27 protein-coding genes are annotated in these 23,356 nt (G+C 60.6%); 4 read left to right on the forward strand and 23 right to left on the reverse strand.

The window, feature by feature from the left end:
- Positions 1-13: 13 nt before the first annotated feature.
- Positions 14-250: a hypothetical protein gene (locus AC0Z42_RS24480; protein ID WP_485470752.1), complete on the forward strand. Its 237-nt coding sequence runs from the start codon at positions 14-16 to the stop codon at positions 248-250.
- Positions 251-1,020: 770 nt separating this feature from the next.
- On the opposite strand, the gene AC0Z42_RS24485 is transcribed toward AC0Z42_RS24480, so the two are convergent.
- From AC0Z42_RS24485 to AC0Z42_RS24590, 22 genes are read right to left on the reverse strand one after another with little or no spacing between them, the layout of a single operon-like run.
- A complete protein-coding gene (locus AC0Z42_RS24485; RefSeq protein ID WP_485470753.1) occupies positions 1,021-1,356 on the reverse strand; it encodes a hypothetical protein in 336 nt (111 codons plus the stop codon).
- On the reverse strand, positions 1,353-4,274 hold the full coding sequence (locus AC0Z42_RS24490; RefSeq protein ID WP_485470754.1) for a conjugal transfer protein TraG N-terminal domain-containing protein: 2,922 nt from the start codon (positions 4,272-4,274) through the stop codon (positions 1,353-1,355). The genes AC0Z42_RS24485 and AC0Z42_RS24490 overlap by 4 nt, the downstream gene beginning before the upstream one ends.
- Before the next feature lie 12 nt (positions 4,275-4,286).
- On the reverse strand, positions 4,287-5,684 hold the full coding sequence (locus tag AC0Z42_RS24495) for a conjugal transfer protein TraH (RefSeq protein WP_485470755.1): 1,398 nt from the start codon (positions 5,682-5,684) through the stop codon (positions 4,287-4,289).
- Between the two features lies 1 nt (position 5,685).
- Positions 5,686-6,474 carry a conjugal transfer protein TraF gene (locus AC0Z42_RS24500; RefSeq protein WP_485470756.1) on the reverse strand — a complete coding sequence of 263 codons (789 nt, stop codon included), beginning with the start codon at positions 6,472-6,474 and terminating at the stop codon, positions 5,686-5,688.
- Positions 6,471-6,833, reverse strand: coding sequence for a hypothetical protein (locus tag AC0Z42_RS24505; RefSeq protein ID WP_485470757.1), 363 nt, complete (start codon positions 6,831-6,833; stop codon positions 6,471-6,473). The genes AC0Z42_RS24500 and AC0Z42_RS24505 overlap by 4 nt, the downstream gene beginning before the upstream one ends.
- A gap of 9 nt (positions 6,834-6,842) precedes the next feature.
- A complete protein-coding gene (locus AC0Z42_RS24510; RefSeq protein ID WP_485470758.1) occupies positions 6,843-7,925 on the reverse strand; it encodes a conjugal transfer protein TraN in 1,083 nt (360 codons plus the stop codon).
- An 8-nt stretch (positions 7,926-7,933) separates the two neighbouring features.
- Positions 7,934-8,863 (reverse strand): hypothetical protein, encoded by a 930-nt coding sequence (locus AC0Z42_RS24515; RefSeq protein ID WP_485470759.1) that lies wholly within the window; start codon positions 8,861-8,863, stop codon positions 7,934-7,936.
- A 56-nt stretch (positions 8,864-8,919) separates the two neighbouring features.
- A complete protein-coding gene (gene trbC, locus AC0Z42_RS24520; protein ID WP_485470760.1) occupies positions 8,920-9,612 on the reverse strand; it encodes a type-F conjugative transfer system pilin assembly protein TrbC in 693 nt (230 codons plus the stop codon).
- 22 nt (positions 9,613-9,634) lie between these two features.
- Positions 9,635-10,669, reverse strand: coding sequence for a conjugal transfer pilus assembly protein TraU (gene traU / locus AC0Z42_RS24525; RefSeq protein ID WP_485470761.1), 1,035 nt, complete (start codon positions 10,667-10,669; stop codon positions 9,635-9,637).
- Complete coding sequence (traW, locus tag AC0Z42_RS24530) at positions 10,653-11,285, reverse strand: type-F conjugative transfer system protein TraW (protein WP_485470762.1); 633 nt, start codon at positions 11,283-11,285, stop codon at positions 10,653-10,655. The genes traU and traW overlap by 17 nt, the downstream gene beginning before the upstream one ends.
- Positions 11,272-11,790 (reverse strand): S26 family signal peptidase, encoded by a 519-nt coding sequence (locus tag AC0Z42_RS24535; protein WP_485470763.1) that lies wholly within the window; start codon positions 11,788-11,790, stop codon positions 11,272-11,274. Before AC0Z42_RS24535 ends, traW begins: the two co-directional genes overlap by 14 nt.
- Positions 11,791-11,797: 7 nt before the next feature.
- Entirely contained in the window at positions 11,798-12,184 is a 387-nt protein-coding gene (locus AC0Z42_RS24540) for a hypothetical protein (protein ID WP_485470764.1), read from the reverse strand.
- Positions 12,181-14,781, reverse strand: a complete 2,601-nt coding sequence (traC, locus tag AC0Z42_RS24545; RefSeq protein WP_485470765.1) for a type IV secretion system protein TraC — start codon at positions 14,779-14,781, stop codon at positions 12,181-12,183. The genes AC0Z42_RS24540 and traC overlap by 4 nt, the downstream gene beginning before the upstream one ends.
- Positions 14,778-15,356, reverse strand: coding sequence for a TraV family lipoprotein (locus tag AC0Z42_RS24550; RefSeq protein ID WP_485470766.1), 579 nt, complete (start codon positions 15,354-15,356; stop codon positions 14,778-14,780). The genes traC and AC0Z42_RS24550 overlap by 4 nt, the downstream gene beginning before the upstream one ends.
- A gap of 10 nt (positions 15,357-15,366) precedes the next feature.
- Positions 15,367-16,263, reverse strand: a complete 897-nt coding sequence (locus AC0Z42_RS24555) for a DsbC family protein (RefSeq protein WP_485470767.1) — start codon at positions 16,261-16,263, stop codon at positions 15,367-15,369.
- Positions 16,241-17,536: a TraB/TrbI/VirB10 family type IV secretion system protein gene (locus AC0Z42_RS24560; RefSeq protein ID WP_485470768.1), complete on the reverse strand. Its 1,296-nt coding sequence runs from the start codon at positions 17,534-17,536 to the stop codon at positions 16,241-16,243. Before AC0Z42_RS24560 ends, AC0Z42_RS24555 begins: the two co-directional genes overlap by 23 nt.
- Positions 17,529-18,269, reverse strand: coding sequence for a type-F conjugative transfer system secretin TraK (locus tag AC0Z42_RS24565; RefSeq protein ID WP_485470769.1), 741 nt, complete (start codon positions 18,267-18,269; stop codon positions 17,529-17,531). Before AC0Z42_RS24565 ends, AC0Z42_RS24560 begins: the two co-directional genes overlap by 8 nt.
- The gene (locus AC0Z42_RS24570) at positions 18,241-18,822 is read right to left on the reverse strand and encodes a TraE/TraK family type IV conjugative transfer system protein (protein ID WP_308925845.1); all 582 of its coding nucleotides are present in this window, start codon (positions 18,820-18,822) and stop codon (positions 18,241-18,243) included. Before AC0Z42_RS24570 ends, AC0Z42_RS24565 begins: the two co-directional genes overlap by 29 nt.
- 2 nt (positions 18,823-18,824) lie before the next feature.
- Positions 18,825-19,109: a type IV conjugative transfer system protein TraL gene (gene traL / locus AC0Z42_RS24575; RefSeq protein WP_308925844.1), complete on the reverse strand. Its 285-nt coding sequence runs from the start codon at positions 19,107-19,109 to the stop codon at positions 18,825-18,827.
- A gap of 9 nt (positions 19,110-19,118) precedes the next feature.
- Entirely contained in the window at positions 19,119-19,439 is a 321-nt protein-coding gene (traA, locus tag AC0Z42_RS24580) for a TraA family conjugative transfer protein (protein WP_485470770.1), read from the reverse strand.
- Positions 19,436-20,050, reverse strand: a complete 615-nt coding sequence (locus AC0Z42_RS24585; protein WP_485470771.1) for an OmpA family protein — start codon at positions 20,048-20,050, stop codon at positions 19,436-19,438. The genes traA and AC0Z42_RS24585 overlap by 4 nt, the downstream gene beginning before the upstream one ends.
- Positions 20,014-20,508, reverse strand: a complete 495-nt coding sequence (locus AC0Z42_RS24590; RefSeq protein WP_485470772.1) for a lytic transglycosylase domain-containing protein — start codon at positions 20,506-20,508, stop codon at positions 20,014-20,016. Before AC0Z42_RS24590 ends, AC0Z42_RS24585 begins: the two co-directional genes overlap by 37 nt.
- A gap of 211 nt (positions 20,509-20,719) precedes the next feature.
- Here AC0Z42_RS24590 and AC0Z42_RS24595 point away from each other — a divergent pair, with 211 nt between their 5' ends.
- From AC0Z42_RS24595 to AC0Z42_RS24605, 3 genes are read left to right on the forward strand one after another with little or no spacing between them, the layout of a single operon-like run.
- Positions 20,720-21,151, forward strand: a complete 432-nt coding sequence (locus AC0Z42_RS24595; RefSeq protein WP_485470773.1) for a hypothetical protein — start codon at positions 20,720-20,722, stop codon at positions 21,149-21,151.
- Positions 21,152-21,160: 9 nt separating this feature from the next.
- Entirely contained in the window at positions 21,161-21,742 is a 582-nt protein-coding gene (locus AC0Z42_RS24600; RefSeq protein ID WP_485470774.1) for a restriction endonuclease, read from the forward strand.
- Positions 21,631-21,945, forward strand: coding sequence for a restriction endonuclease (locus AC0Z42_RS24605; protein ID WP_485470775.1), 315 nt, complete (start codon positions 21,631-21,633; stop codon positions 21,943-21,945). Before AC0Z42_RS24600 ends, AC0Z42_RS24605 begins: the two co-directional genes overlap by 112 nt.
- On the opposite strand, the gene AC0Z42_RS24610 is transcribed toward AC0Z42_RS24605, so the two are convergent.
- The gene (locus tag AC0Z42_RS24610) at positions 21,912-23,171 is read right to left on the reverse strand and encodes a DUF1173 domain-containing protein (protein WP_485470776.1); all 1,260 of its coding nucleotides are present in this window, start codon (positions 23,169-23,171) and stop codon (positions 21,912-21,914) included. The two genes, AC0Z42_RS24605 and AC0Z42_RS24610, sit on opposite strands and share 34 nt — an antisense overlap.
- Between the last annotated feature and the right edge of the window lie 185 nt (positions 23,172-23,356).

Below are 23,356 nucleotides of genomic sequence, written 5' to 3' on the forward strand. Positions count from 1 at the left end.
CAAGGAGGACGTGATGAAACAAAGATTGAGCAAGGAACAAGCGGTGGCCGCCGCGGATGCCCTGTTGTCACGGGGGCCGATGTTCGGCGACAGCTGGATCGGCCGGCTATTAAAGCGCTGGGGGCTGCGGCCGGTGCCGCGCAGCATGTGGGATCAGGAGTCTATTCGCCCGATGCCCAAGCCTACGGGCTTCGAGTCGCCTGGATCGGCGGAGTGGGGAGCGATGCATCCACACAAGCCGTTTGAGTAAGTGGCGGCAGTGGTGGCCTGCGGTGCGTCACCGCCATCACTTCATCAGGGGCTTACCCAGCGCCAGAAGCCGCAAGATCGAGAACAAGACACTTCGCTCTGTATCCTGATCTATTTCATGTTGCCACTCGGTCCATCCCGCGATGAGTACTGTTTCCCAGGCCAGATGTTGCCGCAGGGCCGCGCTATTTCGGCAATGCGGTTGGCATGGACATGTAACTGCCCCGCCGTGCCGGGAGTTCCTCGGCACTGATCAAGCCGGACGGACAAATATAGAACCGATACAGCCCGACGCCGCCAGACAGGTGGTGGGGCTGCTTCAGGTCTGCGACGAAGTCAGCTCGTCTGACCTTTGCCTCGATCATCGCCGAACAATGCGACCGGAATCCGATTACATCGGCCCGTTGTCGGCATCCGAGTGCGGACAGGTTGCTCGCTACCGCCAGAAAACCGTTCCGCTTCAACCAGGCCGCCCCGCTGGCCGCGAGCTGCTCATGGTTTAGGCTTGGCATTTTCGATCCTGGCCAAAGCTAACGAGTGAGGGGTACGCCATTGCCGTACGGATTGCCCGTCCTGTCCTGCCAGAATGTCGCGCACCGAGCCGAGCACCATGGGGTGATGGCTGGTTCGCTCAGTGACTTGCCACCTGGCCGCCTGCAGCAGCGCTCGCGTTTGCGGTACAGGCAAGCGCTCGATCAGTGTATGCAGGTACCGCACCTAGTCTGCCGGGAAAACAGGATTTGCTCAGTGCTCACGTGTCGGTAGCTCCAATTAGTTGCGCGCGCGAAAGTCATCGTAGTATCGGTCAGTCACGACTTTCAAATAGCGCTTGGTTTGAACGGCCTGACACAACGCCCCGACCACGTCACCTTTCGCATCGAGCACGATGTGCCCACATCCGCTGATTTCATCGAGCGCCAAAATCAATTCGAAGTCATGTTCGCCGGCGGAGGCAATATATTGTTCGGTATTCAAGCCATGCCGGCGCAAGACCGCATCGGCATGGAGGCGCCGGCTCTGCGTTTCGGCATGGTCTATCCAGCGGATTGCGCCCATGCATGCGAGCGCAAGCAGCACGCCAATGCGCATCAAACCGAGCTCATTCATGGCTTATCGTCTCCTTGTTTCTCGTTATGTGGTTTAGGCTGAGGTTTTTTTTGGTCTGACGGCCTGAACAAATCACGGTACACATTGTCGTGCTGATCGGCGACACTGCCGACGCCAGGCTGCTCACTTGGCCCTCTCAAGCCCGGGATCTGAGCGTCGCGCCGCAGCTGGCCAGCGACTTCACTTTTACCTTTCTCATTGGCCGGCACGATATCGTCTTGCTGGCGTCCTATTATTTGCATGTTCGCGTCCACTGCCGCCTCTACCTTCGCTTCTACCTCGTTTGCCACATCGCCCTGCTGGTAGCCTTGGGCCTTTGCCGCAGCTTGGTGTTTGCGGTACGCCGAAGCGGTGCCGTCGCTTGCCTTGGTTTCATGGCGCCGATGTTCGCCCTCGATTGTCTTGCCGGACAAGACCGGAGAGCGATCCTGGACATCCTGCAGATTGGTCGAAACTCGCGCCGGTGTCGGCATGGCGTCGAAGTTGGTCTCGGCCAGGTAAGCGGCCGCCATGCGTGCGGCCTGGTCTGGGGTGGTCTGGTACAACATATTGAACGCGTCGAGCTTGCCGTCCTGATGCAATCGGTCCGCCAGATAACCGGTGTAGTCCATGGACGAGTGCAGCCATTGCTCCTGCACGGTGCTCGCCTGCTGCGATAGGGAGAACGCCTGGGAACGCGCCGATTCGGCATTGCGCGTGTGCTGGGTTGCGCTGGTGAGCGCCGCCTCCTCTCCTTTGACCGACTCGCTGCGGTTCTGCTTGCCCCATAGGTAGGCCTCGGAGGTGCGGAAGTCCGAAGAGAGGGCATGCTCGGTTGTTACATTGCGGCTATGCAGCTGATCTCTGGCATAGCCCACGGCCGCATCGAATGCTTTCTGTTTGCTGGCGTCGTCGATCTTCTGATTGTTAATGCTGGTCTCGGCGCTGATGGACGCCTTACCTGATACAGGGAGAATGGAGGCCAGTCCGCCGCCGATCGTTGCTTCCACCGACGCCTTGCCGCCGGCGGCCAGCGTCCCGACAATACGCTGCCCGACTAAGCTGCTGGCGGACAAGCCGAGCTTTTTATTCACGTTTTCAGCGATCTGCTGCAGATCAGAGACGGCGGTACCTGAGCGAGTTGCGCGGGAGGCGTCTTGCAGGTTGTGGGTCCCGTGCTGGTCGGAGAAAGCCTTGACAATACCCATACGCTCGATCAGCGCTGCAGTACGCATTTGTGTCGCGGCGGCCGTCTCGCGGATCGCCGATTCTTCCCGCTGGCCTGCTTCGCTGTTGAGGGCGTTGCCAATCTTCTGGCCGAAGTTTGCGCTCAGGCCCAGCGTACTCTGGTTACCTTGGAAGCGGAACTCACCGTTCTGGCCAAAGATGGAGGTTCCAGCAGCGCCGCTGACCCGGCTGAATCCTGACGCCATGGAAGGAGCCGTATCATAATGATTGGCGTTGACGTTGTTGCTGCTGGTTGTATCGAGGGAGACATTTCCCTGGCTGATGTTGCCGACACCAATGCTGCTAGCCGAGGCGTCTACACCGCCTTTCGACGGACTCATCGCGGCGTTGAACAGGGCCGAGCCGCCGATGTCACCGCCTTTGACCAGGGCATATGCGATCAGCGGCAGACACAGAGTCAGATAGCCGGCCAGCGCAGACTCGGACAGGCCGCGCTGACTCATTTGGCCAATGTTGACCAGGTTGACGGCGGCTGACGTTGTCGTTGACTCGGCGATGCCAACCAGCGTAGAGCGGGAGGCAGTCGTCATGGCGAAGTTTAGGATCGCGTATAAAGGCGGGATCAGCTGAACCCACACCAGCGACATCACGTACGCCTTGAGTATTTTGCCGGCGTGCTCGCCAGCGACGACCAGCAACAGTATCACCAAAGGAAACACGGCATAGCAAATGAGCTCGATCACGTTGCGGATGACGGGCGCCGCCCTTTCAGCCACACGCGCCATGGTGAGGTAATTCGTGTTGGCCGTCATCTCGGCCTGCGACTGCGCGGCGGCCACGATCGCGGCGCTTGGGGCGTCCAGATGCTGTGCCGAAACCATCTGGGAGTCGCGTACAGAGTTGAGTGTCATGTTCTGGCGCAGCATGTCGGTGGCCGATTTGGCGATATTGGTCAGCTGGGTGTAGGTGCTGGTGATCTGGGAACTCAGGGCGGCGCCGGCCGCCAGGTTGTCGATCGCATGGGGATTGAGTACGCGGCCGCGCGTCTGCATGGTTTGGGTGATCTCGCTACTCCAGCGAGTGGTGAGGTCGCTATAGGCGGTGGCGCATACCATGCTGCCTGTCGGTGAAGTCGACATCCGCGCGCTGAGCGTATTGGAGGTGTTGGACATCATGGACCAGGCGTCATCCGTGCGCGCGAAAACATCTTGTGAAATGCGGCCGTTGATGATGTCGTAATAGGTGCAGCTGTTGATGAACGAGATCAGGTCGTCCCTGAACGACGTATTGGTTGGCACCGTCTGCAGCGTGTCGACCAGTACGGTATTGCCGAACATGATGCCGTTCTTTTGAAATTGCAGGTCGTTGGGCAGCGCGAAGACTGTTTCGAACGTGCGCGTCAGCGTGTCGCCCACGTGCGAGGTGACCGAGGCGAAGAAGGCGAGACCGATGGGCACATTCGATCGCACCGTGGGCGGAGAGGTGCCGGTTCTGTCGATCAGGACCACGTCCGCTTTGGGGATCAATAGCAAGGAGTGGATCATGACGATCAGCAGCAGCCATCTGAAGAACTCGATAGGATCCTGCGACTTGCCCGTTGCCATGCCCGCGATGAAGACGAGAAAGGCGAGCATGGCCACTAGCCGGAACACATCGAGGAAGTCGCCGCTGGCTGTGATGGCCGCAATGCCATCCATCAGCGTAGCCAGCTGGTCGACATTGAAATAGGCGTATACATCGAAACTGGCCATTGCTAGCTCCCGTTATTTTCCGGCGGAGGCGAAGCGCAGGTTGCCGGCTAGATTGGCGGGCAGGCTCGCCATGAGATTGCGCTCCATGTAGATCACTTCCTCGGCGATCCTGTTGACCGATTCGACCTTGGAGTAGGCCAGTCGCACCTCCTCGCGGGCATCCGTGCGCAAGCGGTCGACGTTGGCTGCCATGGTCTTCATGTCATTGCTTGCGACGGCCGGGGCACCAGATGAGGCCTGGGAATAGGCTTGCTTGATCTGATGCGTTGCCTGGACGATGTATTGGTACGCGTATTCGGCAGCGATGAGGTCGGCGTACTTGCCGATCCAGATCGTGTCGAGGCCCACGTTGGGCGCGGCCGTCGATACGGCCAGCGCCTTGTAGACCGGCAAACCAGTGATATTGATGAAGGCGATCTCGTCGGTGGTAAGCGCGATGTTGTTCTTGAATTTGTCGGCGATCGCCAGCAGTTTCGCCTCCACCTTCTGTGCGAAAGGCGTTACTGCCAGTTCATCATCGGAAAGCACAAGGCAGCCTTCCGGCGTGGTACTGTCGACGCAGCCGTAGACTGGCAGCTTGCCATTCTGGTTGCCGCGGATGAACTGTTGGATGGTAATGGCCTTTGGCTCTTTGTACAGTGGCGGCTGATCGGCCGCCTGATCGGAGGAGATGATGGTCGTGCCAGACAGGGCCATTAAAATCTTGCGGTCGTCGACGTCCAGACCGGCCAGCCGCGACAGCGCATGCCAGGCGATATTGCCGGGCTGGACCTGTGCCCTGGTGGCGGGATCGGTCACGGCGGAGATGGCGGCATTGACCTTGGCGTTATCACCCTGGACAGCCTCCCGCGCCTCGCTGTGGTCGGTGAACAGCCCGGTAACCGGCGCCGTCACCTTGGCGAAATACTGTGCGGAACGCTGCCAGTCCCCTCCCACGCCTCGTGCCACGGCCTCGCCTGCCTCGCAGGAATTGATGTTCATGGCATTGAGGTCCTGGGCGGTCTGCTGCAGCTCGGTCAGAGTCTTGTTGATCTGCGGACTGATCGAATCGAGTGCCAGCTTGAATGCGTACGAAACCGCGCTGGAGCCGATGTTCTTCATCATGCTCACGAGCTCCGACTTGGAGATGAACGAGAATGACCCGGCGTAAAGGTCGATGCCGCCGCAGCCCATCTTCAGGCTGGGCAAGGTGACGCTGCCCGGGTTGTAGTTGCGCTGTGGCGTGCGCATGAAGAGGTTGCCGCCGGTGACGACATTCATCCCCTGGGCCCGGTAGGCGCCGGGGCCGGTGACATTGCCGAAGGCACCCATGTCGTCAAACAGCTGCTGCATGCCGTTGTCGCCAGCGTTGGCCGCTTGGCTCAGAGTCGCTGCGGCTACGGCGCAGGCGATGACTTTCTTGGCGATCATATTAATACTCCTGACCAGGCTGGGTGGAAGTGAGGACATAGACGCGTTCCATGATCTCCTGCAGCGACATCAGGCCGTAGCCGACCGGTTGAACTTTGCCGGAGCGCTTGTCCGCCAAGAACACGGCCGGCACGGTGGAGACGTTCAGGTTGGCGGCCGAGCCATTGTCCAGCTTTGCATTGGGGAACTCGGGAAGGGTGCCGCCGTCGAGCGAGACAGGGAAGATCTCGACGCCGGAGTTGCGCTGGTACATGCGTAGAATCGGCGCCAGTTGGTGGCAATAGGTGCATTTGCCACGGAAATAGAAAAACAGCCCATGCGTCTGAGCCAACTGTTCCGATGCTGCTGTGCGCCTGCCATCGCGTTGCGCGTCGTAGGAGGCGATCGCCATGGCGTTGGTTGGCCGACTGCGCAGGCTGTAGTCAAGTTCGGGCGTCGTCCATACGGTCCTGCGGAATACGTCAGAGAACCGGCTGGCGCGATCCATGGCGTACTGCTGCAGGAACAGGTACTGCTTGACCGCCTCCGGACTCTGCTGCTCTACCGCCACAGCCAGGAGGCGCTCGATTTCCTTGCCCAGTTGCTTGTTGGTCATCTGTGCGTAGGACTTACTTTCGGGCTTGACAGGCATCTCCTCGGTCTTGTGCGGCCTGGGCGGCGCGTACCACAGGAAGCCGCGATCCGGATCGGACCATGAGGACGATCCCCAGTAGGACTGCGCGGTCGGCGGCGCGTCGGCGGCGCGTGCCGCTGCCGGCGCCAGTAACAGCATTATTACCAAGATCTTCATTTGCTTCTCCGTGTCAACGTGGATGGAGGATAGCCGTCGGCGCAGATGTTCATCTGGGTCGACCATCGATAGGGGGCTGGCATGGCGGTGCCGGGAAGCAGCGCGGCGTCCTGGGTGAAATCGAGCTGGACGCGCCCGCAATCGGGCTGCTGGAACAGGTAGAGGCGCTGTACCACCAGTTGCAGGGTACCGGTCGCATTGAGGCGGCGGCGGGTTTCCTCGGCGACGGGGCCGCCAACCGTACCGGCGGCGCGCCCATCGTCAAGGGCCTGGCGCACCAGCTGGGGCGGGGTTTTGGTTTCCTGGGCGTAGGCAGAGAGCGATGCCGCCAACAGGATGAGAGGCAGTACGCGTTTCATGACGGGCTCCTAATGGCCGAAGTAGGATTTGACCTTGTCCGCCGCGCGGTCCAAGACTTCGCTCTGGTTCGGCCCCTTGGGGACGATGTCGGCGTAAAAATCGCTGAAATCAACGGTGGACAAGTCCATGCTCTGAAACTGTGCGATGGTGATACCCTGGCAGGATGGCGACTGCGGTGTACCCCAGCTCACGCCGGGCAGCTGGACACGCGCAGTGTCGTTGATGATCCTGGAGAGCTTGCTGTTGAAGCAGCAATAAGTCTCCTTGTGCTGTACGCAGATTTTCGCGAACAGCAGGTTGATTTTCTTCGAGCAGTATTCGCCTACGTAGTGGCACAGGCGGTGGTCGCGCTTGACTGCCACCAGCACCTCGTCGCTTTCGCAGGTCAGCATTTGCTGGACCACCATGACCGCGATAGCGAGCGCAAACGAAGTTGGATCGAAACCGCCGATGACGAGTGTTGATTTCATGCCGCCACCAGCGAGTACGTCGAACGCATAGGCGCTGCCGCCGGCGATGGCCAGGTTGGTGAGTCCGTTGGTGGGCGAGGAAGCGCCCTTGCAGCAGTTTTTCAGAACGCTCTTGGAGCATCGGTTATCCTGGCCTTTGAAGACCTGAAAGGTAGACTCATCCACGTATACGCCAGCTTCGCGTGCGATCTCCAGGCCAGTCACTGCTTTGGCGAAGTCCGGATCGGGCACGGTGCCAGTGTCGAAGCAGTTGCCTTCGATGCAGAACTGTTGGCCGCCGCAGTTGGCGACCGTGTTGCTGGTGGCGGAGGCCACCTTGCAGGCGTATTCCCTGTGTTCGGTGATGCACTGGAACACGCCGTTGATGGTTACGCCCTGGTCGCAGGCGGTGCTGGCAACGGTGCAGCCCTTGGTGATCGCCGAACCGCATGTAGTCGACATGCTGTCCTCAATACAGGCGTACCGGGTGGTGCGCTCCCAGCAGGGTCTGACGACTTCCATGCCATCAATCGTGACAGTGGCCGGCCCGGGGCTGCACGCCTGGCTGATGATGCCGCAGGACTTTGCAGCGAGCGCTTCGACAGAGCAGAGCAGGGCGACCAGGAAGAGAAATGTGCGCATGCTGGCTCCTAGTTGACAATCACGGCGCCGTTGCCATCCAATTCGGCGCATGCGCTGTTGTCCCAGTGATCCTGAAAGACGGGGACGTGCACGTGTATCCTGAAGGTGCCACCCGGCGTGAAGCAGTTCGCGCTGGTGCGCGGTGCGTCCGTGCACGACCGGATCGGCTGACGAGATGGATCGGAGACAGCCGGCGTCGGCGGTGCGCTACAGGCCGAGGCGTCATAGCCGTGCCGGACCTCGTTCCCTGAGCAGTCCCTGTACCATATCTGGGTTTCGACGCCGGTGCCATGGCCGTTGGCTAAGCATGGTCCCGCCTCGGTGCGGTAGGCGTTCGCGTAGGGGATGCTGAGTCTGTCTCCGCGCACTTGGCCAGCGTCGCAATACCCATAGCGCAGGTCGGCGCCGGCCTGGCCGGCGAGGCGTTGCCAAGTATAGGTGACCGTTAGTGTGGCACTGCACTGGTTCTCGGTGACGGGACGGCCAACCTGGCAACGCTCCGTATCATATCGCTCAGGCTGATTAGTGGTCTGGTTGATGCACCCTGTATAGTTGCCGCTCAATCCGGACATACCGGCTATGTGGGATTGGGCGGTGTTGCGAACGTTGTTGCTCTCGATGATGAGTGGATCATTGAGCTTGCCGATGGTGTAGTGTGGCTTGGTGCTCGGATTGCCGACCACGTAGTTGACGGTTTCGCATTCGGCATTTTTATAGGCGTCGCTGCCGGGCACGTAAGCGGCGCAGGCCGCGATCTTTTCCTGACCGGGCGCTGTCAGATTCGTACCGTATAAACCTGCCAGGCCGTTCGTCGTGCCCGTATCCTGACCCGGAACATGGGCCATTGCACCGGAGTTGATACCGTTCTTGATGTCCGTGTTGGCGGGTCTATACGACTTGCCGTCGTTGAACGCCTGGGATTGCGTTGTCTGGGCCATTGCCGAGCCGGCACTTGCGTGCAGGCAGATAAGTAATAGCAACTTGAATGGGCACTTCACAGCTGCCCCCGGATCTGCTTGAGCCGCTCTCCGGCCAGGTGCGCGAAGCGCGAGTCAACCTGTTTACTCAGGTGCTCCAGAGCGTAGTCGAGCGATACGTCGCCAGCCACCCGCGCGAATGTGTTGTTGGCATCGCAGTCACGGCCGCAGGTCTGGTCGTCCTCCGGACGCACAGTCAGCACGAAGGTGGGTACTTGAACGACGTTGAACCGCCGGAACAGCGTGGGGTCAATATGAAACTGGGCCTCTGGATGCTTGCGAATGATGTCGGCAATTAACTCCGTGGTCTTTTTAAACGAGCCACCGAGCATGCCCCGTAACACAAGGGTGGCGCCGGCCTTGCCCGCTTGTGCCGCAAGGCGGTCGAGCGAGCCCGGTGGCATCGTCAACGACACGAGCACGAATAGGCCAGCATCAGGACGCTGATCGGATCGGTAGCGCTTGGCGATAGCCGCCGGGTCCGGGACGGACAGGACAGGAGGGCGGCCGACGTCCGGCACCGGCATCCACAACTGCCGCGACTGGCGTTCTGCTTTGGAAATGGCAGCCTCCGTTCGTGGCGCTTGCTTGACGGATTCACGCGCGATCGCGGTATCGCTCGGCAACTGCTGCGCTTGCGTCACCGTGCAGGTGCAGATCACCAGCAGGAGCGCGGCTTTCGCGCGTGAAGGTTGCACTGCTTTATTCATGGTCTCCTCCAGCGGTTGGGGGCTATTTGATCCAGCCGTAAATACGTTCGCAGCAGTTGCGCTTGCGATACATCATGTATGCGAAATCTTCGCCCTTGATTGGGTACTCCTTGCCCGCGCTCCATACATGCGTGGTGCGCCCCAACGGCTGGCAGCAACGACCGTCGGGTCCCTTGCCCTGGGCGCTCGGATATAGCATTGAATATTTGTAGATGCGCTTGTCGAGTACCGGCGCCGGGTACAAGCCGCACCAGCCGGCAGTACCGTTGCCGGCGAATGCGAGGAATTCACGGTGCAGTTTCATGGCGTAGCGCTGCATGATCAGGGATGAAGCTTGCACTCCGCCAACGTGGGACTGCACATGGCCGTTGAGCGGGAACATCGAACCCTGACAGCCGCCACACCAGTGCATTGGCGATAGCGGGAATCCCGCAGTGGCGGCGACGCAGTCGGCGGCGCAGGCAGCCTGCGCGGCGGGGTTTGCGAAGAGGAATACGTCCGGATTGAGGATGACGGCCAAATCGTCGTCGTTCCAGGAGGGATCGAGTTCCGAGACGTAGGCGATGTCGAGGCCGCCATGTTCCAGACAGCTGGTCTCAGACAGGACTTCGAGCCAGTACAACACCGGATTGACGTACCAGTGCGCCTGATAGAGAGAGGTATTGGAAGAACGGCGTGCACGGTTGCCCTGGCCCACGGACGGACTGGGCGCGATGCCGGCGCCGATGGTGACGCCACCGAGAGAGGTGAAACACCATGGCGTGCGCGTGACGTCGACCTGCCTGACAGGCTCCCAGAAGCCGATGCTGATGCCGACCTTGCCAAGGGGCGGGGGACCGCAAGAGCAGACCGGCGTGCCGACGTTCTCGATGTCTTCCTGGCCCATCTGCAGGATCGTGGTGCTGCCGATGCTGATGGGAAAAATGCATGACCAGCAGATGTCCGTGATCGGGTTCATGAACTTGCCGGTGCAGGTAACGTTGGAGGCGGCGAGGGCGGGATGGCATGCGCAGAGCACGACCATCAACAAGGCCAGCAGTTTAAAGAGCGATTTCATCGATTCTTAACCTTATGCCTTCCTGCGACACGATTGCCGGCACGTGCTGGATGCCCAGTTTCCGGATGAGTGCACCTTGTTGATCGAAGTAGACGGGGGTGTCCCACTTTTTCATCAGCTCGAAGTAGCTGCCGCCCACCAGGATTGGCTTGGCGAGGCCTTCGCGCGAGTCGAGAAAGCGCTTGGCGAAGGCAACCTGGTTCTTGTCGCGGGCGTCGAAGAACACCAGTGGCCGGGACAAGCCGATTCGGTTCAGCGGATTGATTGTGGTACCCGCGGCAACGAGGATCTGGCCGCGCTCGTTGACAATGTTCTCCTCCACCGTGAACGTCGGGTCGTAATACTGCGTGCGGTTTCTGGCAGCGCGCGTGACGCTGCGCAGCGGCTCCGGGTTGAGCAGCTTGCGCTTGATCTTTTCTGCCTGTTGCTGCTGGTAGCGCAGCGCTTCGCCACTGGCCACCTTTGCGGTTACGCGCTGTTCGATCCACTCCAGCATATCGGCTTCGGTGATCTCGTAGGTAGTGCCAATCTTGCCGTAGTCGACTGCGCTTGCGTGTGGCAAGGCGACGGCAAAGGCCACGACAGCGACGAAAACGAGCGTGTCAGAAAATCGCATATGCTTTCCCGATAATGCGGGACGACTGGATCAGGCCGGTAACGCTGTATCGGCTGTCGAGACTGTCCGGATGGGTGGCGGTGGCATAGATGTAGCCGGGGGGGATGACGCCTGGTGGGATCGGATCGAGCGGGACGCCGTGGCTGCTCACCGTTTTTGCATGCCCGACAGATTTGCCGTCGATATAGACGTTGCGGCCGCTGACGGTCACTGCCTGGCCAGGCACGCCGGCCACGCGTTTGATGAAGGTCCAGTCGCGCCGGTAGAACTGGTCGCGTTGCCATTCAAAGGCGACGAAATCCCCGACGCCGGTCGGCTGCGATCCCAGCACGACGAGATACATGGACTGCGGCATGCTGTTTGACATGTTGAGCGCAACGCGATAGTGGGTGTCGCACCAGGCGAAGGCTGCGGCGGCTATCCCGTACAGCCACCAGCGACGCCGGGCGTGCAGGCCCAAGACATGCATGACATAGCGCCATTGGGGAATGGAAGATATACGCATATGCTCCTCACTTTCTGTCCAACCCGGAAATAAGCGCCGGCGTCAGATCCTCCAGATCTCCGGCCACGACGGCTTCCCGCATCAGCAGTACGCAACCGCACTCATCGCTCAATTCGCGTACCCTGTGGTCAAGCTGCTGGCCGAAGTCGTGGGTCTGGGCCAGTACGGCCGTCCTGGCGGATTGCTCTGCACCCTTGGCGGCCAACAACGCGACTGCCTTCTTCTGGTGAGCGCGCACCACCGATGCCAGGTCGACCACGGCGAAGCGCTCGTGGCTCTGGTGCTTGAGCCGCGGCAAAGTCATGAACGCGATGGCGACAATCACGCCCGACGCCAGGCACAGGCCTGCGATCGCCCAAGGGGACGACAATAAGTCAGTACGGACAGAGGTCATGCCGGGCTCCCCGCACGTTCCTCGCGCTCCTGCAGGACGGCGTTGATCGCGTCCGTGACGTCGAGACCCTGATCGCGATATTGCTGGATCTCATTCCAGTCGATCGGGTCGGTGCTATAGGCAAGCAAGGTAAACGGATCGACGATCAGGCGGCCGATGCCGGCGCCCATGGGCGAATTGATGTAGATCTCCGAATACAGGCCCTGCTCGGTTTTCACCGACAGCAGCACGCGCTTGGTGGCTTCATCGAGCTTGAGCTTTCCGCCGCGGTCAAGTTGCTCGATCGATTCCTTTTTTTGTTTGAGCAGGAACAACCAGTCAGAGTTTTCCAGCGCCGCTTGGGACGCCGGGTTCTTGTAGTAGTCCATCACCGATTGTGTCAACGTGCCGAACGCGCCGCCGTACTTCCGGGCGCGGCGGTAGCCCACCTCGATGAACTTGCCGGAGTTGGCGCCGTCCATCAGGTCCCATGCTTCGTCGATGATGCAGATCTTTTTGCGATCGCGGCGGTCGTGGTACATCGCCTGGGTGATGCGGAACATCATGATGAACAGGATGACGCTCTGCAGGTCCTTCTTGGAATTGAGCTCCTCCAGTTCCAGGACTACCAGGTCTTTGCTAAAATCGACATTGCTCTTGCCGGTGAAGTACATGCCGTACATGCCTTCACGCGTATATGGGAACAGCTGGTCGCCCAACCGTCGGGCGTTGCGGTCCTTGCACTTCTTTAACGCCTCCGCAACGTCGGTGATTTCCATCAGATTACCCATTTCGGCCCATTTTTCGATGATCGCAATCTCGATGAGCGAACGGTCGTGGTCGGTCAGCGTGCCGGAGGGCGAGGCCATCTGCGCCACCAGCGGCTTGATCATTTCCATGTCTTCAATGATGTCGACGATGTTGTCGAAGGGGTTGACGCAGATACGGAAGTCAGGCCGCTTGACGAATTCGATGTACTCCCCGTCGTAACGGCGGCAAATCTTCTCGTAGCTGCGGCCGACATCGATGATGAAGATCTTGGCACCCACGCCGAGGTAGGACGAGGCGATCTCGTTGGCCAGGACAGATTTGCCGGACCCGGACGACGCCGCGCAAGAAAAGTTGTAGTTGCCACCTTTGTTGTCGAACAGGTCGATGCTCATGAGCTGACCGCGCCGCCCGATCAGGTTCAGCACAGGCGTTGCGGTTCCCTTCCATTCGGCGATCAGGGGCGCCAGATTGACGGCGTTGAGGCTGGTCTTGCGGCAGCTGAGTCCCTTGCGCTTGTAGAACTTCTGCATGGTGGGCGTAAAGCCCAGCGGGAGCGAGGTCAGGATGCCCGGCACCTGCATGTATTGCATCGGCACCAGGTTGAAGCCGCGCGAGCGCCAGATCGAACGGGTGGCGGTTTCGGCAGCCTCGATCTCGGCGGGGGGCGCCATCAGCAATACCTGGTGATACATGTCGACCTCACCCATGCCGGCGGCGTACGAACGGTTGACCGTGTCCCAGTCGCGTTTCTTGTCCTGGAATTCCGGAAGGAAGCGCGCCATCTGCGAGCTGGCGTTGGTGGTGGCGCGCGCTCCCTTGATCTGGGCGACATTTTTGTGGTCGGCCTGCTCCAGTACCAGGATGCCCATGGTGATGACAAACGGGCATGGATAGCCGAGCTGCCCATGGTAGTAGTCGCCGATGAGGTTACCCATGCCCCATAACGGGAAGTCCTTCGGGTACCCCGTGACACTGTATAGCCGGCTATGGACCTCACTGGCCTCGCCAGGCAAGCCGTATCGTAGCGACTTGCCGTCGTTGGTTGGGGTGCAGACCGTGTCCTGGTCAACGATCTGATGCCGGATCAGGCGCCCGGGATCGTAGGTCTTCTTGTAGTGCGCCGAGCGCGTCAGCAGTTTGTTTGGATTGGTGAGCTCGTAGCACCAGTTGATCAGATCGGTCGGACTCCAGTTCCAACAGTCGAAGCTTGCGGCCTTGAGCGTTGCGTGGACGCCGTCGCGCATCCGCATTAACTCCTCGATCATCTTCAGGTCGCGCGGGTCGCAGTGGCGCGAGATGGAGAGCACCAGTCGGAAGTCACGCACCAGAAATGGAATGTGCGGAACAAGGCGTTTGGCGGTGCCGCGCAGGTAGTAATCGATGCGGCGGCGCGCCATGGCGCGAAACAGTCCTTTGCTGCGCCGCTCGCCGTCACTTTGCGATTCGAGCACATCAGTGTCGCGCAGCAGCGCGAACAGCTTCATGCGGTCGATGATGCGTGAGCCGCCGTATAGGCTGAACTGCATGAACGTGCCGCCGGGCGCACCTGCGATGATGGGTGCGAGCACGTTGATCATCTCCTCTGTGGCGCCGGTCTGCGGCGTGAGCTCAATTACCATGCCTAGCGCGTCGCTGTGCCCTTTCGGATCGCGCTCGCCGGTGTCGAGCACGAACAAGCCATCGACCTCGTCGTACGCGCAATGCGGCAGAATGGAACGAAAGCTCTCGGTGTTGGTGATCTCGCGCATGGCGCGCAGCGGCGTCGGCTGGTAGGGCTGCTCTTCCTGAGAGCTGAACATATCGCGCAGCGGGCTGAACAAGGTTTTGAGGGCGGTATGCATGTTCATTTCACATCCTCCGGGGCGCCTGGCACCACAGCAGCCTCACGGGCGGACTGCTGCGCCTGCGCGTTGTTGCGGCCGTTGGCCAGCGGTTCTCCGGCTGCAGCCTGGTCGGGTTGACTGGACGCCGCTGCGGCAATGCGCGGCTTGCCGAGCGGTTGCAGGCGTGTCATGGTTTTTTGCACCGTGGCGTCGCGGCTGCGCTCGACAAGCCACTGTCCTGGATCGACCATCACGTACATGTAGGCCTGATCATGCAGCGTGTCGTCCTCGTCGCGCCATGGCGCCATCCAGATCCTGAGCATGCGCGGCTGACTGCGGATAGGCATTCCGGCGGCGAGCACAGGGAACGCGGTTGCGCCTGCGGACGATGGCACGCCGCTGGTATCGACCTGTTGCGAGACCGGCCGCGCGGGCCCATTGTTCAGCGATGAGTTGGCGTACACGCCGCTCACGGAAGTACAGGTGGTGCCGGCGGGGGCCTTACAGGCGAATTTCGTGCTGTCAGTCAGCCCCGACATCGAGATGCAGCCGGTCAGCGCGGCGGCGCTGACAAGGGGTAGGGCAAGGCGTACGATCATGGTGTCCTCCTTAGTTGCTGGACAGTCGTTGCTCGAGGGCGGCTGCCGGCATGGCGCCGGGCGCCTGAGTGCCGTTGGCGAAGAGCAGGTATGGCGTGCCGAAAATGCCGGCGCTGTTGGCCAGCGCGACGTTGCGGTTGATCGGTGTGTCGCAGCGGATGACCTTGGGCTTTTTGCCGGTTGTCATGTACTGCCGCCATGCGGCGCTCTTGTCCTTCGCACACCAGATCGACTGCGCCACCGAAGCGGCCTGCGGGTGCATTGACTCGATCGGGTACAGGAAGGTATAGATCGTGACGTTGTCGAGCTTGGCCAGCTCGAGCTCCAGCTGGCGGCAGTACGGACAGTGGGGATCGGAGAACACGGCCATCTTGCGCTGGCCGTTGCCGCGAACGGCCTTGATGGCGTCGCCGAGCGGCAGGTCGGTGAACTTGATCCGGGGCCGAGCGCTTTCCGCCTGCACACTGGCCTGCTCTTTCTTTGCCGCCGTCAGGTCGGTCTGTGTCTGCATGTCGTAGAGGTGGCCGAAGATGAAGTGCCGTCCCTCATCGTTGACGTAGGCGACGTTATTACCCATCCACACCTCCCATATGCCAGGGATGGCGGAGCGTTGGATATCGCCGAATCGGGTGTGGGGATAGAGGCGGGTCAGCGTCTGGCGCAGGGCGACTGTCGCTGGGTCGCCTGCCGTTGATGGTGCCGACGGCGCTGCGGGATCAGTGATAGGGGACGCCAAAGCGGGCGCATGCGAGGTCGCAAGCTCCTGCTTGGCAAGTATGGAGGATGGTTCTGCGGCGGTCACGGAATTGGCAGCGACGATGCCCGCGATGATCACGCCGATGGCGGACAGGGAGGGCGCGATCAGCTGCTTTCGCGCGCGAAAACTATTCTGGTTTGGATTCGACATCGACAGTGACTCCTTGTGTGAGAACGACATCGACGGACCTGTCCGCGTCGATCTCGATTACCGGGAACATTTTTTCAGCCAGCTGGATGTAGTAGTTGGCGAGGCGGTCGAGCGCACGTCCGACCCCTGCGCCAATGCCGGACTGGAACTCCTGGCCTGACTTGATGGTGCTTGTCGATCCGAGTGGCGAGACGGACTGGATCGTCGAAGAGCGTTCCAGTCCGGTACCAATGCCCGATACCACGCCGGCGAGCAGGGCGTTGCCCAGCACCTGTCCCTGTTTGCTGACCAGCCGTCCGCGCATGCCGGCCTTGCCATCCTCGCCGGCGATGAAACCCTTGATGGGAACATCGAGGACCTTGCCATCCTTCGACACGCAGGACAGCGACTCGGTACGGATATAGGCGCGTTCGCTGCTGAGTTCGCCGTAACCGGCGCCGACGATCAGGCACTTTGCCCAGTCATAGCGATATTGGTTGGGCAAAATGGCCAGGTTCATCAGTTGCAGCAGCACTGGATGGGGGTTCGACTGCGCCTGCCCGCCGGTCGGCGCATCGAGGCCGGAGAGCAGCTTGGCGTGACCGAACATGCCGGCAGGCAGGTAGTTTTGCGCGGTGCGTACGTGGCGCTTCTGGTCTGGAGCGGACGAGGTGGTCGTCGGGCCACCTTTTGAGGGGTCGACCGGGCGTGCCATTTTCACGGTCAAGATCCCGCCGGTAAATGGCTGCGCGTCGCGCCTGGCGCCTGGCGCAGCGCTCTTGGGACTTGGCGGCGGCGCCGGTTGGCCGGCGCCAGGCTGCGGTGCACGCGCCGGGGCCTGGCCGGCCACCGGCGCAGAAGGGGTTCCGCCCGGGTAGCTCGACTTGGGCTTGTCGACACTTTTTTCGTATTCGGCCAGGCGCCGATCGAGATCGGTGTCGCTCATCTGTTCGGGCGACTTGCCGCCAGCAGCAGCAGCAGCAGCTGCTGCGCCGCCGGAAAGTCGGGAGTTGAGAATTCGATTCTCATTCTCCAGGGCGGTGAGCTTGGCCTCCATGGTGGTGAGGCGCGAATCGGACACGCCCCGCCATGCGTCCTGCGGGTCGACCTTTTCTCCGGGGGCGATGTAGCTTTTGGTCTTGATGTCGGATTTGCGCGTCACCCCTGACGCGGGTGCTGAGTCGGAAGTGAAATACACGCCCACCGAGGCGATGGACATGATGCCGATGAGGACGCCGGCCAGCAGCAGGTACTGCTTGCGCCGAGCACGGTTGGTCGGGGAAATTTCATTCATTTTGGGCCTTCTCCCTCACCACGTAGAGGCGGGTCGACGCGCCAGGCGCGAGATTGAGCTGATCCAAGGCGACGACGCTGACCCCCTTGCGGTAGAACTCGCGCTCGTCCAACACCATGGCGGCCTGCGACACGTTGGCAATGGTGTAGCGCTCCCCGACCATGTCGCCAATGAAGTACTGCGTCTCCAGTGTCATGGAAGCTTCTTGCCACAGGTCGAGCTTGCGGCCGGACTGCTTGACCTGGACATCGTCTGGCAGTTCGTCGTTCGCCATCAGCGTGACGAGGCGCCTGATGGCCTTGTCGTAGCTGGTGGACTGGAAGTCGTTGCGTGTCTGCGCAGCCCGCGCCTTTGGTTGCTTGACGATAATGGAGTCCGCCGGCGAGTCGACGATCTGCAGCACGAGCGTGTAGGTGTTGCCGTTGTCAGTGACCAGGAATCCATTGATCGGTTTGCTGGCGCCGTCGGGTACGGTCAGGAAGACCTGTCCCGTGTCTTCGTCGGCGTCGATGCCCAGTTCACCCTCGCGCACACGCAGCGAGGCGATCCGGCCGTGCTCGACTGCGAGCCGCGTCATTTCCTGCTTCGACAGCTTTGCATAGATGGTGCTACCGTCGCCGCCTTCGACGATCTGGACGGCGCCGACAGCGCCGGCGGTACCGGACAGGGCTATCGCCAGTGCCGCCGCGGAAAGCGTGCTGCGGCTATTTTTTCTCAGCAAAGGGATCAGCATTGTCAGCCTCATGGTGGTTTGTGATATAGAAACGGCCCCCGGAATGCACGAAGTCGATCACGTAGGTCTGGCGGCGCGGAGGGAAAGGTTTGCCGGCGATGATCGTGACCAGGTCGCCGCCAATGGCGACGCGCCGGTTCTTCATGTCAGTATTGATTTCCTTCACCGAGAACATGGAGGTAGAGCCGTCGCGCTTGACCCTGGCCTCTTGCAGATCGCATTTTTTCCTGTACGCGTCGCGGTCCTTGTCGAGCACGTAGGTCAGGTACTGCTGGCACGCCCGTTTCACGGTCTCGGGCGTGACGTTCAGCGACAGGCCGTTGATGAACTGGGCCAGGTCCTCGTAGTAGGACTGCGAGGCGTCCTCGCTGCTGATCCAGAACGGTCTGGTAATCTCGGGCGGGACGAAGGCCGTTTTGGTTTCCCCCGTCTGCGCGCGGATAGTGCTCGCCATCACCAGGATCACGAAGATGGCTCCGCCGAGCAGCCAGCGCAGGTCGCGGTTTTTCTTTTGCTCGACTTCGAGCTGCCCGAGGTAGGAATTCTTGTCCATGGTTAGCCTATGAATTCGCGGATGGAGGATGGCGGCAGAGGCGGGAACGGGAAGATGATCTGGCTCGGCAGGTACCAGTACAGGATGTGCACCACGTAGTAGCGGTGCTTGCCGGCCTTTTTCTTGCTGTACCAGCGAGCGGTCCAGACACCGATCACCACCCCCAGGAACAGAAAGCCGGACAGGATGCCAAACACCACGAAGAGCATGAAAATCGTGGCCTGGTCAAAGTCCCACCACAGCATTTTGGGCGGCTCGTCGTGTTTCGAGGGGATGGCGAAGTCCATGGTGGCCCCTTAGACGGTGGCGGTCAGGATGGACTCGATCAGCGACGGGCCGAAGCCGATGATCAGTGCCAGGACCAGGCCGAAGATGGCTGGCATCGGATTCTGGCGCGCCGCAGAGAAGCCAGCGCCGATCAGGAAGGCTGCTACCGCGAAGATCTTGCCCAGGTAGCCCTTGGCCCAGCCGATGATCAGGTCATAGGTCGGCTGGAACTCGACACCGGTGACGCCCGCATGAGCGGTGGCCATCAGTGCCATGATCACCATCAGGAGCATCGTGGCGATGACCAGCGTTTTACGGGAGGGGGTGGAGGTTTGGAGAATAGCGTTCACTTTGAGATTCCTTTCGGTTGCACATCGATGGACGGGTTGAAACGCACCGATCCGCGCCGCTGCTTGGCCTGTTCGGCCTGGGCAACCCGTTGCGGGCCGGCTACCTCGTGACGCTCGATGAAACGGGCGTCCTGGGTCTGGGGCGCGACGATGCTGCGCATCGCTTTGGCGCGCGCCGCGATCACAATCTGCTGGCCGACGGGCGGCCCCACAAAATCTGAGCGGGCGGTAATCTCGACACTGGCTCCTGGATGGGCGGTGGCAGCCCGCTCCAGTACGCTTCGGTCGCCGTCGCTGACTAGCGACGAATTGAATGGGAAGGCGATGTCGACCTCAGCCGGCAACGTGCGAGCTGGCATGGTTGCCATCGCTACCGGCGCGAGCGGGGGTGCGCTTGCCAGTGTTTTTGCGGTGGGGGCCGGGCAGCTTCCGATGTCGCAGTAGACGTAGCGGGTCGCCTGCCCGCTCCCAACCTGGGTGATGCCGAGCATCGTCGGCTTTGGTACCGGCGCCGTTTCGGTCATCGCAACGGGTATGCTCCCGCAGCCGGCCAGGTGCAGCAGCGCGCACAGCGTTAGCGTGCGGGGGAAAGATGTTTGTAAATTTTCCATGCGTATTCAATCCGTTTGTATTCGCTTTTCGCGTTGTAGGCACCGAGCGCTTGCCATGAATCGCCGTACTGGCGGACGTTTTTGGCGAAAATCCAAGCCCCGACGTGGACGTTGATGCAAGGGGCGTACAGGTCTTGTTCGCTCAGACCAAACTTCTTTTGCAACGTGGGTAGCCAGCTGCTGTTGATGCCCATGCAGCCGATGTCGTAGCTGCCGTCGGCGTTGGCGGGGTGGCGCGCGATGCAGCGGCCAGACGACTCCTGCTGCGCAATGGCGCGGAGTACATCCGGACTAGTCAGCCTGAAACGCTCGCTTGCCCGCGCGAAACACTGGGACGGGATGGGCGAAGCGTCTGCCAGTGTGTCCACAGCAAGAAGCATCGCGACGGTAACCGCAGCGCCCGCAGCGGCGGCGCTGCGAACCTTGGCGCGGTGGCATGTGGTGGGGAACTGGCGCATCTGCGATCACCATGGCAAAAAGCTAAATAAATGAAATTTTGTTAAAATATGCATTGAAAGCCAGTTTAGTCAAAGAAGATTGCATGTCAAGGAAGTAAAATCATCAAAAAGCTATTGATTTGGCCAATTAAATTGCATTAAAAGAAAATAAATGTCCTCAAGTATTGTTTCCATGTCTTGAAAAGCCCATTTTTTTTCATGCGGAGGTGGTATGCACAACGAGCTGATGATTACAACCCACGATGTAGTGCGATCGGCCGCCATGCTGGCTGCCGTGACTGGCGCGGCGGGATTGCTGTACACCGGGCTGAACGGCATGCCCGGGTTCGTGTGGGCGTCGCTGCTGGCCATAACCGCTGGCACGTGGGAGCACAGGCGGAAATGTTGCGGGGGGCAAGCACCACGCAAGGTTCTTTCGAGCTTGAGCAAGGTGTACGTGTGGACCGCCATCGGCGCTGTCGCCATCGCGCTGCTTGTGCCGATCCTGGTCCCGGTCACTGCGTTTGAACGCGGCAGCTGGCTCGTGTGGGTTGATGGTGTTCTGATGTTGGGCGGACTGATGGCCGTGCCCGGTGCCCACGCACTGCTGGCAGTGGCCAGCATGGTGGCGCGTCGCCGTCCTTCCCGTTCGGATCGGCGCTAAGGGGACGTCATGCGCGCTCAGTTCGCCCTTTTCAAACTGTGCTGCCGGTGCGGACCTTGGGCCATTCTGTGCCTCACCGGCAGCGTTTATCTGTTTCTCCGGCTGCTTGTGCCCTACTCCTTGCGGGACCTTCCCCTGCTTGCGCCGCTATCCCGGCTCGCAGTGACGGCGGCGCCATTGCTGGCCGCTGTGTTTCTGCTGCCACTGCCGGTGGCGATTTGGCGTGCCTCACGCGAGCGTCGCCTGGTACGTAAGATGGCGTCGATCGGGACGCTGCGCGCCATGCGGTGGGATGAATTGGAGATAGCGGTGCGGCGCCTGTTCGAGCAATACGGTTATACCGCCTCTCGCGTTGGAGGCGCGGGGGCGGATGGCGGCGTCGACGTCATTGTGCGCAAAGCGGGGCGAACGCTGCTAGTGCAGTGCAAGCAGTGGCATGCGAGGCAGGTGAGCGTGAGTGTGGTGCGTGAGCTGGGGTGGTGCACGGCGCCGACGGCGGTGTCATTGTCACTTGCGGCGCGTTCACCAAGGAAGCCAGGTCGTTTGCATCGCACGCCGGTATTGTTCTGGTCGACGGCTTTGAGCTGCTGAGAATGCGTCACTCGCCGGATTTCTCTTTGCCTGTCTCGCCGGTCCTGGCGTCAGGCGCACCGGTAGCACCGCAAAACAAAGATGGTTGCCCGAACTGTGGTGTGATCATGATCCGCCGCAGCGCCAGGAGCGGCAGATCCGCGGGGCGGCAGTTCCTGGGCTGTGCGAACTACCCAGTTTGCTGCGGCACACGTCCCTTGTGACTTTCGCGCGCGAGAGCGTTTGCCGTTTCCACCTGCGGCAAAGGCGGCATTTCCTCCTGATCGGGATGCCAGATCCACGAGGCTGTCTTGCTGCCGTCGACCAGTTCCGCCAGCGCGATGGCATACTCCTCCCCTGCCCCCGGCGGGTGTATGTACATTACCGTGGGCACATGCGTGTCGGTCAGCACCGCCGCGGCCAGTGGGCGCGTGTCCGCCAGATTGTAGCGTAGTCCCTTGATGAAGCGCCTTTCATCACGCGACAATTTATCAATGAGATTTTTTTCCGGCAAGCTCTCAAATGGAATCCAGCTGTCCGTAGTCACCATGAGGCCCATTTCCTCGATCGAGGCTACGCCGGCCTTGTTGACGCCAAAGGTGGCAATCGCAACGAGATGGGTACCTTCGATACTGGCCGACAAGCTTATCTCCAAGTCGAACCGCTTGACTAGTCGCTTATGCAGATCAGGGTTCATCAGAAAGTGAAAATCGCTGAGATGTTTGGCGATCAGCTTGTAGCCGTTGCGGGACGGCGCCAGTTCCTTGACCTCGGCGATTAGCACCATGAGCTTGCGGGCGCCAGTCTGGCCGTGGCCTTCGGCGATCCGCGACAGCTGGGCAGTACGGCGCTGGGCAATTCCTTCTTTCCGCTCAAGCGAGAAAGGCTCAGGAATATACAGGAGATTCGCCAACTCGCTGCCCTTGGTGTTCTTGTGCCGGGATGCCTGGAGGAGATACTTTCTCAACACGCTCCAGTTGCGTTTTCCGTGCATCGCCGGCGACCATTTCTGAAAGCCCGCCTGCTCCCAAAGGAAGTGCAACAACGCGCGAATCGAGAGCCTGGTGCCGTCGGTTCTCACACTGTCGCTCCCGCCTTCCCCTGGCGTGGGCGCGGCGCGCCCGCTTGCCTTGGTCAGGGAGAACTGAAGCTTCAGAGTGGTCGTGCCGATGTCAGGATTTTCGACAATCGCCGTACCCAGGACTTGTCCGAGGCCGGATAACTCAGCTGGCGGTTCGTAGGACGCGCAGCTTGGATCATGATCGCCGCCGGTATTGGGCATACGTTTGATGAAATGCCGTCCCTCGAGGTGCACGACATACATCTCAATTCCTGCGGGACGGCATAGGCAGACAGGGCGTATCCTGCTGCCATGAATCGCGGCGAGCATCCCTTCGAGCTGGTTCGAGCCCTTTTCAATCAGCTCCTCTCCAATACGGTAGGTCGTCATGCCAGCCTCCCAATCAAAATATTCACTTAAAAATGTTTCTTTTGTTCAGCAAAAGGATGTAATACTAGCGTCCTATGCATACTATTCTACTATTGTTAGCATTTTATGGAAATTGGTAGAAGGGTTGCCAAGTATAAGAATATTGAATGTGAAAAAATATTCTCACTTGCTACAATTTGCGGAAA

It is taken from the genome of Janthinobacterium sp. 1L-D-8-B-C4, assembly GCF_057291295.1.

What these genes read in the sequence shown, in the direction of transcription:
- AC0Z42_RS24480 (WP_485470752.1), top strand. Translation starts at nt 14, where the DNA reads ATGAAACAAAGATTGAGCAAGGAACAAGCGGTGGCCGCCGCGGATGCC.
- AC0Z42_RS24485 (WP_485470753.1), bottom strand. Translation starts at nt 1,356, where the DNA reads ATGAATGAGCTCGGTTTGATGCGCATTGGCGTGCTGCTTGCGCTCGCA.
- AC0Z42_RS24490 (WP_485470754.1), bottom strand. Translation starts at nt 4,274, where the DNA reads ATGGCCAGTTTCGATGTATACGCCTATTTCAATGTCGACCAGCTGGCT.
- AC0Z42_RS24495 (WP_485470755.1), bottom strand. Translation starts at nt 5,684, where the DNA reads ATGATCGCCAAGAAAGTCATCGCCTGCGCCGTAGCCGCAGCGACTCTG.
- AC0Z42_RS24500 (WP_485470756.1), bottom strand. Translation starts at nt 6,474, where the DNA reads ATGAAGATCTTGGTAATAATGCTGTTACTGGCGCCGGCAGCGGCACGC.
- AC0Z42_RS24505 (WP_485470757.1), bottom strand. Translation starts at nt 6,833, where the DNA reads ATGAAACGCGTACTGCCTCTCATCCTGTTGGCGGCATCGCTCTCTGCC.
- AC0Z42_RS24510 (WP_485470758.1), bottom strand. Translation starts at nt 7,925, where the DNA reads ATGCGCACATTTCTCTTCCTGGTCGCCCTGCTCTGCTCTGTCGAAGCG.
- AC0Z42_RS24515 (WP_485470759.1), bottom strand. Translation starts at nt 8,863, where the DNA reads ATGGCCCAGACAACGCAATCCCAGGCGTTCAACGACGGCAAGTCGTAT.
- trbC (WP_485470760.1), bottom strand. Translation starts at nt 9,612, where the DNA reads ATGAATAAAGCAGTGCAACCTTCACGCGCGAAAGCCGCGCTCCTGCTG.
- traU (WP_485470761.1), bottom strand. Translation starts at nt 10,669, where the DNA reads ATGAAATCGCTCTTTAAACTGCTGGCCTTGTTGATGGTCGTGCTCTGC.
- traW (WP_485470762.1), bottom strand. Translation starts at nt 11,285, where the DNA reads ATGCGATTTTCTGACACGCTCGTTTTCGTCGCTGTCGTGGCCTTTGCC.
- AC0Z42_RS24535 (WP_485470763.1), bottom strand. Translation starts at nt 11,790, where the DNA reads ATGCGTATATCTTCCATTCCCCAATGGCGCTATGTCATGCATGTCTTG.
- AC0Z42_RS24540 (WP_485470764.1), bottom strand. Translation starts at nt 12,184, where the DNA reads ATGACCTCTGTCCGTACTGACTTATTGTCGTCCCCTTGGGCGATCGCA.
- traC (WP_485470765.1), bottom strand. Translation starts at nt 14,781, where the DNA reads ATGAACATGCATACCGCCCTCAAAACCTTGTTCAGCCCGCTGCGCGAT.
- AC0Z42_RS24550 (WP_485470766.1), bottom strand. Translation starts at nt 15,356, where the DNA reads ATGATCGTACGCCTTGCCCTACCCCTTGTCAGCGCCGCCGCGCTGACC.
- AC0Z42_RS24555 (WP_485470767.1), bottom strand. Translation starts at nt 16,263, where the DNA reads ATGTCGAATCCAAACCAGAATAGTTTTCGCGCGCGAAAGCAGCTGATC.
- AC0Z42_RS24560 (WP_485470768.1), bottom strand. Translation starts at nt 17,536, where the DNA reads ATGAATGAAATTTCCCCGACCAACCGTGCTCGGCGCAAGCAGTACCTG.
- AC0Z42_RS24565 (WP_485470769.1), bottom strand. Translation starts at nt 18,269, where the DNA reads ATGCTGATCCCTTTGCTGAGAAAAAATAGCCGCAGCACGCTTTCCGCG.
- AC0Z42_RS24570 (WP_308925845.1), bottom strand. Translation starts at nt 18,822, where the DNA reads ATGGACAAGAATTCCTACCTCGGGCAGCTCGAAGTCGAGCAAAAGAAA.
- traL (WP_308925844.1), bottom strand. Translation starts at nt 19,109, where the DNA reads ATGGACTTCGCCATCCCCTCGAAACACGACGAGCCGCCCAAAATGCTG.
- AC0Z42_RS24585 (WP_485470771.1), bottom strand. Translation starts at nt 20,050, where the DNA reads ATGGAAAATTTACAAACATCTTTCCCCCGCACGCTAACGCTGTGCGCG.
- AC0Z42_RS24590 (WP_485470772.1), bottom strand. Translation starts at nt 20,508, where the DNA reads ATGCGCCAGTTCCCCACCACATGCCACCGCGCCAAGGTTCGCAGCGCC.
- AC0Z42_RS24595 (WP_485470773.1), top strand. Translation starts at nt 20,720, where the DNA reads ATGCACAACGAGCTGATGATTACAACCCACGATGTAGTGCGATCGGCC.
- AC0Z42_RS24600 (WP_485470774.1), top strand. Translation starts at nt 21,161, where the DNA reads ATGCGCGCTCAGTTCGCCCTTTTCAAACTGTGCTGCCGGTGCGGACCT.
- AC0Z42_RS24610 (WP_485470776.1), bottom strand. Translation starts at nt 23,171, where the DNA reads ATGACGACCTACCGTATTGGAGAGGAGCTGATTGAAAAGGGCTCGAAC.